11 protein-coding genes are annotated in these 9,068 nt (G+C 40.4%); 7 read left to right on the forward strand and 4 right to left on the reverse strand.

All coding sequences use genetic code 11. From position 1 onward, the window contains the following. Nucleotides 1-70: 70 nt before the first annotated feature. The 6 genes from FTT78_RS01270 to FTT78_RS01295 all read left to right on the forward strand — a co-directional run bounded on the left by FTT78_RS01270 (nt 71) and on the right by FTT78_RS01295 (nt 6,212). The gene (locus FTT78_RS01270; protein ID WP_131261361.1) at nt 71-1,960 is read left to right on the forward strand and encodes a M48 family metalloprotease; all 1,890 of its coding nucleotides are present in this window, start codon (nt 71-73) and stop codon (nt 1,958-1,960) included. Nucleotides 1,961-2,130: 170 nt separating this feature from the next. Then, a complete protein-coding gene (locus FTT78_RS01275; protein WP_004971470.1) occupies nt 2,131-2,781 on the forward strand; it encodes a hypothetical protein in 651 nt (216 codons plus the stop codon). A 63-nt stretch (nt 2,782-2,844) separates the two neighbouring features. Further along, nucleotides 2,845-3,819: a D-glycerate dehydrogenase gene (locus tag FTT78_RS01280; RefSeq protein ID WP_131261338.1), complete on the forward strand. Its 975-nt coding sequence runs from the start codon at nt 2,845-2,847 to the stop codon at nt 3,817-3,819. 105 nt (nt 3,820-3,924) lie between these two features. Then, nucleotides 3,925-5,361 (forward strand): M48 family metalloprotease, encoded by a 1,437-nt coding sequence (locus FTT78_RS01285; RefSeq protein ID WP_171458219.1) that lies wholly within the window; start codon nt 3,925-3,927, stop codon nt 5,359-5,361. Between the two features lie 49 nt (nt 5,362-5,410). Further along, nucleotides 5,411-5,785, forward strand: a complete 375-nt coding sequence (locus tag FTT78_RS01290; RefSeq protein ID WP_131261337.1) for a GFA family protein — start codon at nt 5,411-5,413, stop codon at nt 5,783-5,785. Between the two features lie 64 nt (nt 5,786-5,849). Then, nucleotides 5,850-6,212, forward strand: coding sequence for a hypothetical protein (locus FTT78_RS01295; RefSeq protein WP_131261336.1), 363 nt, complete (start codon nt 5,850-5,852; stop codon nt 6,210-6,212). 225 nt (nt 6,213-6,437) lie between these two features. On the opposite strand, the gene FTT78_RS01300 is transcribed toward FTT78_RS01295, so the two are convergent. Further along, nucleotides 6,438-6,884, reverse strand: a complete 447-nt coding sequence (locus tag FTT78_RS01300) for a GatB/YqeY domain-containing protein (protein ID WP_131261335.1) — start codon at nt 6,882-6,884, stop codon at nt 6,438-6,440. 31 nt (nt 6,885-6,915) lie between these two features. Beyond that, nucleotides 6,916-7,131: a 30S ribosomal protein S21 gene (gene rpsU, locus FTT78_RS01305; RefSeq protein ID WP_001136722.1), complete on the reverse strand. Its 216-nt coding sequence runs from the start codon at nt 7,129-7,131 to the stop codon at nt 6,916-6,918. A gap of 146 nt (nt 7,132-7,277) precedes the next feature. On the opposite strand from rpsU, the gene tsaD reads away from it, so the two are divergent. Beyond that, nucleotides 7,278-8,294 carry a tRNA (adenosine(37)-N6)-threonylcarbamoyltransferase complex transferase subunit TsaD gene (tsaD, locus tag FTT78_RS01310; RefSeq protein ID WP_131261334.1) on the forward strand — a complete coding sequence of 339 codons (1,017 nt, stop codon included), beginning with the start codon at nt 7,278-7,280 and terminating at the stop codon, nt 8,292-8,294. Nucleotides 8,295-8,388: 94 nt separating this feature from the next. On the opposite strand, the gene FTT78_RS01315 is transcribed toward tsaD, so the two are convergent. Both FTT78_RS01315 and FTT78_RS01320 read right to left on the reverse strand, forming a co-directional pair. Continuing rightward, nucleotides 8,389-8,646, reverse strand: coding sequence for an EexN family lipoprotein (locus FTT78_RS01315; protein ID WP_131261333.1), 258 nt, complete (start codon nt 8,644-8,646; stop codon nt 8,389-8,391). Nucleotides 8,647-8,771: 125 nt separating this feature from the next. Then, nucleotides 8,772-9,068 (reverse strand): transposase (locus FTT78_RS01320; RefSeq protein WP_306669874.1); only part of this gene is annotated, 297 nt, incomplete at its 5' end.

Raw genomic sequence — 9,068 nt, forward strand, 5'->3', positions numbered from 1 at the left:
AAAGCGGGAAATTCCCGCTTTTTTCATTTATGATGGTGGCTCAAATACAATGTAATTCAGGATGTTTACATTGAGGTCTGTGAGTAGTTACTTGATTAAAAACAAAAATATGATTTGGTCTGCAATTTTATGTTTGGTTGCAGTCGCTTTGACCCTGTTTATCTTAAACACAGTTTTGGGTCTGTTGGTCTATTATGTCGATTCAAGCCAATCCATCTATTGGCACAGTCTAAGCCCATACTGGATTACGGTCTTGGTGCTGATTATGACGGTATCCGTCATTTTGGAATTTTACGTTTTTCGCTCAGGTGGTCATTCTTTGGCAAAACAATTGGGTGCGCGTCGTTTAACCCAGTTCGAAAGTACCCCAGAAGAAAGTACCGCACTTAAACTGACCGAACAATTGGCCGATACCTTTCAAATCCCAGCGCCTACTGTATATGTATTGCCCGATGAAATTGGGGTAAATGCCCTCACTGCAGGCTTTAGTCATAAAGATATTGTGATTATTTTGACTTGGGGTGCTTTGCAAAACTTGGATGAGCAAGAGCTTTATGGACTACTCAGCCATGAGTTTAACCATATTTTAAGTGGTGAAACCATTGATAATACCAAGCTTAAAATCCTCTACAGTAGCCTAACCACGTTTAGTAAGTGGGGCAGTAGCATCGCCAAACTTGGCTTTGGACAACATCGTGATGCACCGCCACATAAGTTAGCGACTTTTTTTGTTGCTGTAGGTGGTGGTATCTGGTTGTTTGGTAGCTTGGGCGTGTTGATTACCCGCTTAATTAAATATATTAGTCTAAGCGGACGTACCTTTAAAAATGATTTAAAAACCAAACGTTTGATTCAAAATAATGCCAATATTCAAACTTTGCTGCGAATTTATGTGCATCATGCAGGGTCGCAAATTCATAGTGAATATTCAGAATCTATTTCCCACATGTGCTTTGCTAACTCGCTCAGTCCGCAAAGCTGGATGAACATTCATCCAAGTATTGAAGCCCGTATTTTTGAGCTTGATCCAACCTTGGTACAAGACTTACAGCTAGAAAATTTGAAGCGTTTACGCAATCAGCCTTTGTTTAGCCTATTTCGTTCGTTAGAAGAAATGAATGCTGAATATTATGCGCCGTGGAGTTCACCACAACCTTTGCCTTTGCTGCGCTTATCGCCAATTAGCTTTGCAATTAATGATGCAATTAAGCCCCTCAAGCCTGAAATTCGTAATAACATGCCGCGCCCAGAGTTGATTCAGCGTGCCTTACAAACGTCAACGGGTTCGCGTGAGGTGATTGTTGCTATTTTAATGATTCGCCAATATCGTGAATTTATTCCTGCTGAAGCAGAAGTCAGCCGTGCAATTGTAGATGCTTTATTAAATTTGGATGGGCGAGTACATATCTCGATTTTCCATGAAGCATGTAAAAATATTGGTGGTATGCCGCTGAGTATCGCACGGCAGTTTTTAACCAAATTGGCAAAAATCATTCAGGAAGATGGTGAAATTGGTTTGTTAGATGCTTTGCTGCTTGAACGAATCAAGTTTGAATTAAACTTACTGCCTTTACATACACCTGCAGCGTTACACGAAGTTAAACCGCAAATTGTACGTTTAATCGATGCTTTATTGCATGTGCAGCAAATTAATAGTGTTAATCAGTTAGATGTACGTGAACGTATTTTAGAACGTGTTTTAACTGCAGATGAATTGATTGATTATGAAGAAATTTCAGATGAACCGATTGATTTATCAGAAATTTTAAATGATATGGCAGGTTTGCTGCTGCGTGATCGACTGATGGTGTTAGGCATTGCTGAAATTTGTTTGTGGAATGACCGTATTATCACCCAAGATGAATTGGATGTTTTGGAGTTGCTCTATTGGCGTTTAGGTTTTAAAACCGAAGAAATTGTCGAGCAAATGCAAAAACAAAACAGTTTGATGATTGTGTGACACTGATTGACTAGGTGTGTTTAAAGCAGATTTTGAAAAAATACGAATAGGTCAGATTGGGTGAAAGAAAGCACAGCATTGTGCAGCCTTTCTAGGTAGAATAGGTGCTATCTTGCATGTTGTTCTGTGATAAATACGTGCAGCGAAAAATTAGATGGGTGATGATAAACATGATGGGGCATCAGCGTGACATTTTAGCCAGTTTGGGAATCGATATTTGGGTTTCCAGAATGGCTGTGTCTCAAACTTTGCCACAATCATCGGTTTGGCGCGACCAAGCTGCACCTGAAATACACAGCGAAATTATTGTTCCTGCTGCAGTACCTCAACAATTAAAACAACAACAGCCGATTATTCACGAAAAGCCTAAGCAAGAACCATCTCCGCAACATACGACAGTTGAAGCGGCCGCGCCAGAAGTTGTTCCTGAAGCGCGTGTCATGCTGCAAATTGAAGCATTTAGTATTGAAGCTTTGCAGTTGCCACATTGTGTCATTTTGGTAGAAAGCACTACCTTGAGTCAGGAACAGCAACAATTGTGGCGTAATATTCAACATGCGCTACAGGCCGAATATCACGTATTGCAATGGCCTTTTGCTTTAGAAGTATTACAAGACGGCATCGGGGTAGAAAATTATGTGCAAGGTTTTGTTGATGTCTTGAGCACAGATAAAAACATGCTGATTTTAGGTCAATTACCACATTTTAAATCTGAACAATGTTTGCATTTAGCCAGCTTGCAAGAGATGTTAGATCAACCGCTGTTGAAAAAAAGTCTGTGGGATGCGATACAAATCACATCGTTACAGCCTAAAGCCTAAGTCAATTCAGATATTTAAAACTCTACATATACAAGCAATTGTAGACACGAAACAGGGATAATCATGCGTAAAAAAGTGGTAGTGTTTAGTCAAATTGATGCAGAAATTTTAAGTAAGCTAGAGCAAGATTATCAGGTGGTGCAGGTCAGCCCGAAGTTGGGTGACGTGAATCAACAGTTGCTTGAGCATGTGCAAGATGCCGATGGCATGATTGGTGCAGGGCGCTTGCTTAATCAAAGTAACTTACATACTGCGACTAAACTCAAAGTGATTTCGAGTGTAAGTGTCGGTTATGACAACTATGATGTAGATTATTTAACCCAGCAAAAGATTAGTCTTTGCCATACACCGCATGTCTTGACTGAAACCACAGCGGATTTAGCCTTTACCTTGCTAATGAGTGCCGCACGGCAAGTTCCGTATTTAGATCGATGGACCAAACAAGGGCAGTGGAAACGTACCGTAGGTGCAGCGCAGTTTGGACGGGATATTTATGGTAAAACCATTGGTATTGTAGGTTTGGGGCATATTGGTGCTGCTATCGCACGTCGAGCATTTCATGGTTTTAATATGAAGGTGGTGTACCACAATCGTCGTGAAAAAATGGAAGTGGCGAAGGCATTTAATGCAGAATATTTAAGTCTGGATGAATTGCTGCAACAGTCTGATTTTGTGGTACTGGCAGTCGATTTAAATGCAGACTCTAAAGCCTTAATTGGTCAGCGTGAACTTGATTTAATGCCGTCTCATGCAATTTTGGTCAATATTTCGCGTGGTTCGGTCATTGATGAGCAGGCACTTATTCAGACCTTACAAGCAGGCAAAATTTTTGCCGCAGCTTTGGATGTCTATGACAAAGAACCACTGCAAGAATCACCATTATTTGAGTTAGATAATGTCGTGACTTTGCCGCACATTGGTTCAGCAACTGCAGCAACTCGTCGACAAATGGCAAACTTAGCCTATAAAAATTTAGTTGATGCGCTGGAAGGACGTCGCCCGCAATATGTTGTTAATCCTGCTTGTTATACGTCTTAAAGTTAAAGATGATTTGGTAAAAATTGATAACACATCATTGCAAATGCGTTCATTTTTCAATGTTATAGTGAATCATTATGCAAAATATGTATTTGAGATCATCCATTGAAACATCTATTACTGATCTGCGGTTTGAGTTTTGCCAGTATTGCGACAACCCAAAGTGCCAATCTAACCACCACACCACAATTTAATGTGCCTGAAATAGGCAGTGGTGTGGGATTAATTGATCAGCAAAAAGAACGCAGTATTGGTGAAAAAGTCTATCGGGAAGTGCAGCGTAAAATGCCTGTCACGCAAAACCCGTGGCTGGAAGATCAATTAATCAATACGTTTTCGCATCTACTCAGCCAAACTCAATTGGGGCAACCCATTGGGCTACTCATTATCAATGATCCACAAATTAATGCTTTTGCTGTGCCGGGTGGTTTATTTGCGTTAAACACAGGTCTTATTAATTCTGCCCGTAATATGGATGAAGTTGCGGGCGTGATGGCGCATGAAATTGCGCATGTGTCGCAACGTCATTACAGTCGCTCTCAAGAGGCATTTAAAGGACAGGGTTTGTTGGCACTCGCTGGGGTTGTGGTTGGGGCATTGGTTGCCTCACAAGCCGATGGTGATGCAGGCGCAGCGGTGATGATGGGTTCTCAAGCCGCTTTAATGGATCAGCAATTGACTTATAGCCGTAATCAGGAACGTGAAGCAGACCGTATTGGCATGCAATATATGTATAGCGCAGGCTATAACCCACAAAGCATGGCAGACTTTTTTGAGGTGATGCACCGTACTACGAGTCGAGTGAGCTTCTTACCTGACTTTTGGTTTACCCATCCCTTAACCACAGAGCGGATGAGTGAGGCGCGTTTACGTGCCAATCAATTGCCACCAGTGCCAACCTCGCTGCGTGATGAAGACTTTGAGATTTTAAAGTTATATAGTTTGGTGGTTTCGCAGCAGGCGACAGAACAGCAGCTTAAAGCATTTGCAACCCGTAACCATTTTGCGGCGAATTTGGCTTTGGCGTATTTTTATAGTCAACAGGGCGATTTTGTTCTGGCACAGCAGAGTATTGATCAGGCTAAAAGTCATAATCGTTTACATAATTTATTGACACTTATTCAAACTGACATTTATTTAGGGCAAAATAAAATTGATTTAGCGCATAAGACCATTAGTTCACCTGCGCGCATTATGCCAGAAAATCGTGCCCTAAATTTTAAGTGGGCTGAAGTGTTGATTCGTCAGAATCAGTCAGCACAGGCGCAAACGATTCTGCAAGGTTTTTTAAAGAAAAATCCACGTGATTTATCGGCATGGAATTTAATGCAGCAAGCAGCAAATGTAGATCGGGCATCGCCACTGCGCACGGTAAATGTGCTACGGTATCGCGCAGAGGTGCAATATTGGTCGGGCTGGGAAGAAGAGGCGATTAAATCGTTATTACATGCACAACGCTTAGCTAAAGATAATCAAGCTATGTCGGCAAATATAAAAAACCGCGTGACCGAAATGCAAAGAGAACGACAGTTAAAAATATAACTTAAAAGGTGTAAGTTGAACCAATAACAATAAATACAAGGAGTTTAAAATGATTGAGGGACAATGTTTATGCGGTGCGGTGTATTATCGTTACCATGCCGAAATTGAAAAAACAGTATTGTGCTTTTGCCAGCATTGTCGTCGTGCACAAGGGGGGATTTTAGGTTGGAATAGCCCAGTTTCCCGTGAAAAATTTGAAGTGGTACGCGGCTTAAAATATCTGAAAGAATATTTTCATAGCCCCAATAAGGCGCGAGTATTTTGTCAGGAATGTGGGAGTCCAATTTATTCCTATCGACTCGATTTACCCGATATTATTCGCTTGCGTTTAGGGACTGTGACGCAGGGTCAAATCCCCGAACCTTCTGAGCAGGTTTTCACACAATACAAACCAAACTTTCTGACAATTGCATCGTGTGAGTAGTACTTGACGGAGCATACAGTGCTAGAATGAAACCGAAATTGCGTGATGTTGTTGTTGAATGAAAATGAAAAAATATATTTATTTATGCCTAACTTTGGGGATGTTATTACCGACAGTCTATGCTGCGAGTGCGGAGCAATATGTGATGGCGGTTGAAGAAATTAATGCACAATATAAGCAAGATACCCGACAATTTTTACGTGGCCTAAACCCACAGCAGCAAGGCTTTAGTGCGCAGCAACAACAGCAGTTTTGTGGTATTGTGAGCCGTTATGTAGATCGTTTATATCAGGCAGCGGATGAAAATCGTGCTTATTTAGACCATCGTTATCAAAATATTAATAAACAGGACGTCATTCAGCAGGTGAGTTCATCTAAAGAAATGCAATTACTTAACAAGTATCAGGTAAAGTGTGATTTAAAATGAGCTGTTTTGGAGGTGAGTGCAAAAGCATATCAACCTTCAACATAAACTTTATCCAGCCAATGATAGAGATAGATAAGCAAAAAGATCAAACAATGTTGATGGGAAAATATAGCTATTCACTATGCAATTTAAAGATCAGCTCAGAGAACCTGAGAGACAGAATGTTTCAGCATAACTATACTAATTAAATTCAATCAATATTTTGAAGAATATGGTTTAGGTCATTTAGCTTAATTTAGCTTTAATTTTTGCAGATACTTGTGCAGGATCGGCGCGCCCGGCTATGAGCGGACGCAGAGAGTTCATCACCTTACCCATATCTTTCATGCTAGTAGCTTGTTGCGCTTCAATTGTTTGCGCAATCATGGAATCAAGTTCTTCCTCAGTCATAGCTTCTGGTAGAAATTGAGATAAAACCTCAATTTCGGCTTGTTCCTTACTAGCTAAATCTTCTCGGCTAGCGCCTTCAAAGGCTTTAACCGATTCTTTACGTTGTTTAATTTGTTTCTCAATGACCGCAAGAACCTGAGTATCGTCAAGCTCTTTGCGCTCATCAACTTCAATTTGCTTAATTGCCGCCTGTAGACTACGAATTACCGTTAACTTATCCATTTCTTTCGCGCGCATAGTCGCTTTTAAAACGTCAGTGATTTGGTTTTTTAAAGTCGTCATTATTTAATCCAGACAGGCAATCACAAATTAATTAGTAAAGGCGAGTAGTACGTACTGATTCACGCGCCAATTTCTTTTGGTAGCGTTTAACAGCAGCAGCTTTTTTGCGCTTACGTTCTTGAGTTGGTTTTTCGTAGAATTCACGCTTACGTACGTCAGCTAAAACACCTGCTTTTTCGCAAGAACGTTTGAAACGACGGATAGCTACGTCTACTGGTTCGCCTTCTTTCAATTTAACTTGTGGCATGAAGAATCCTCATTAAGTTATGGATAAGACCTGGGCGAAATTGCCCACGATCACAAGTGAAGGTCAGTATTTTACTCATTTACATCTCATATCACAAGTCTATAATAGGTTTCGCAATAGAATTGATACAGGTTATAGGCAATTTAATGATCGTTTTAGGCTTAGAAACATCTTGTGATGAAACAGGACTCGCCCTGTATGACAGTGAGTTAGGTTTACGTGGACAAGTGCTGTACAGCCAAATTAAATTGCATGCTGAATATGGCGGAGTGGTACCTGAACTGGCTTCACGTGACCATGTGCGTAAACTTATTCCATTAATGAATCAATTGCTTGAGCAAAGTCAGGTCAAAAAATCTGAAATTGATGCAGTGGCTTATACTCGTGGACCTGGCTTGATGGGGGCACTCATGACAGGCGCATTATTTGGGCGCACTTTGGCATTTGCCTTAAATAAACCTGCAATTGGGGTGCATCACATGGAAGGGCACATGCTTGCGCCATTGTTGTCTGCCACACCGCCAGAATTTCCTTTTGTAGCGTTATTGGTTTCGGGTGGTCATACTCAGCTCATGGCCGCCTATGGTATTGGGCAATATGAACTGTTAGGCGAGTCGATTGATGATGCTGCGGGCGAAGCCTTTGACAAAGTCGCAAAAATGATGGGCTTGCCGTATCCAGGCGGGCCAAATATTGCCAAACTGGCGGAACAAGGTAATCCATTGGCATTTGAGTTTCCACGGCCAATGTTGCACCAAGGTTTGGAGTTTTCATTTAGTGGTTTAAAAACTGCAGTTTCAGTGCAAATGAAAAAACTAGGTGATGAAAACCGTGATGCGGATATTGCAGCAAGTTTTCAGGAAGCTGTGGTGGATACGCTAGTCAAAAAATCAGTGAAAGCCTTAAAACAAACACGTTTAAAACGCTTAGTGATTGCAGGTGGAGTAAGTGCAAATACGCGTTTACGTGAGCGTTTAGAAGCAGATTTAGCTAAAATTCGTGCAACGGTTTATTATGCAGAACCTGCATTGTGCACCGACAATGGTGCAATGATTGCTTTTGCGGGCTATCAGCGTTTAAAAGCAGGGCAGCAAGATGGTTTATCGGTTACGACTACACCACGTTGGCCAATGACGGAGCTTACCAATCCAACTGCGGGTTAAGTTGTTCGTAGCATAAAATCAATCAGAGGCAATAATCTGCCTCTGACTTTTATGCTAAGTTTTTACATTAATATTAGAAACGAATACTTAAAACTTAGCGAATTGCGTCCATTAAACCTTTGGTAAGATCTTTCATCATGCCTTGCATCACAGCATTCCCCGCATTGTTGCAGTTTTCTAATTTTTTACCTTCTAGTGATTTACCTTGATTGGCTATTTCTTCGCACTTCTGCAAAACTTTTTTAGCCTCATCTAAGTTCTCGGCATAATATTCTTGCGTTTTCACTTGTGTACATGCTGTAAGCGTTGTGATTAAACTTACCGTTATTAACAAATTTTTAAATTTAAACATTATTTTTTAACCGTTGTTTGTTTTAAAGAGATTACATCTTAAGCGAATAATGGGTTCAGAAAATAATACAATGGACTAAAGTTGATCTTGTTAACTAAAATTAAATAATTGTAATATAACCCCAGTTACGGATAAGCCAAAGATTTAATCACATGAATTTTAGGCTTATTCTTTTGGCAAAGTTGATACGCACATAGTGCAGAAAATACGCCTGCTAAAAAACCAGCAATCGAACGATGTTTACTCGTAACTAAGTGATATTTTTCTTTCAATAATCCTATCAATGTTTCAATTTTTTTACGTTGTCGTAGATGAAATTCATCAGAAAATGGCAATAAGGTCACTCTCATATTTTTTCTTGGATAAGTAATTAAATCAATGCCTTGCTCTTTAAGTGTTTCTTTCAATGGTTGGCTAATGTA

It is taken from the genome of Acinetobacter sp. YH01011 (assembly GCF_013420785.1).
Classification (GTDB): domain Bacteria; phylum Pseudomonadota; class Gammaproteobacteria; order Pseudomonadales; family Moraxellaceae; genus Acinetobacter; species Acinetobacter towneri.

Excerpts from the sequence above, each read along its gene's own strand:
- FTT78_RS01275 (WP_004971470.1), top strand. The coding sequence starts at position 2,131 with ATGATGGGGCATCAGCGTGACATTTTAGCCAGTTTGGGAATCGATATT.
- FTT78_RS01280 (WP_131261338.1), top strand. The coding sequence starts at position 2,845 with ATGCGTAAAAAAGTGGTAGTGTTTAGTCAAATTGATGCAGAAATTTTA.
- FTT78_RS01290 (WP_131261337.1), top strand. The coding sequence starts at position 5,411 with ATGATTGAGGGACAATGTTTATGCGGTGCGGTGTATTATCGTTACCAT.
- FTT78_RS01295 (WP_131261336.1), top strand. The coding sequence starts at position 5,850 with ATGAAAAAATATATTTATTTATGCCTAACTTTGGGGATGTTATTACCG.
- FTT78_RS01300 (WP_131261335.1), bottom strand. The coding sequence starts at position 6,884 with ATGACGACTTTAAAAAACCAAATCACTGACGTTTTAAAAGCGACTATG.
- rpsU (WP_001136722.1), bottom strand. The coding sequence starts at position 7,131 with ATGCCACAAGTTAAATTGAAAGAAGGCGAACCAGTAGACGTAGCTATC.
- tsaD (WP_131261334.1), top strand. The coding sequence starts at position 7,278 with ATGATCGTTTTAGGCTTAGAAACATCTTGTGATGAAACAGGACTCGCC.
- FTT78_RS01315 (WP_131261333.1), bottom strand. The coding sequence starts at position 8,646 with ATGTTTAAATTTAAAAATTTGTTAATAACGGTAAGTTTAATCACAACG.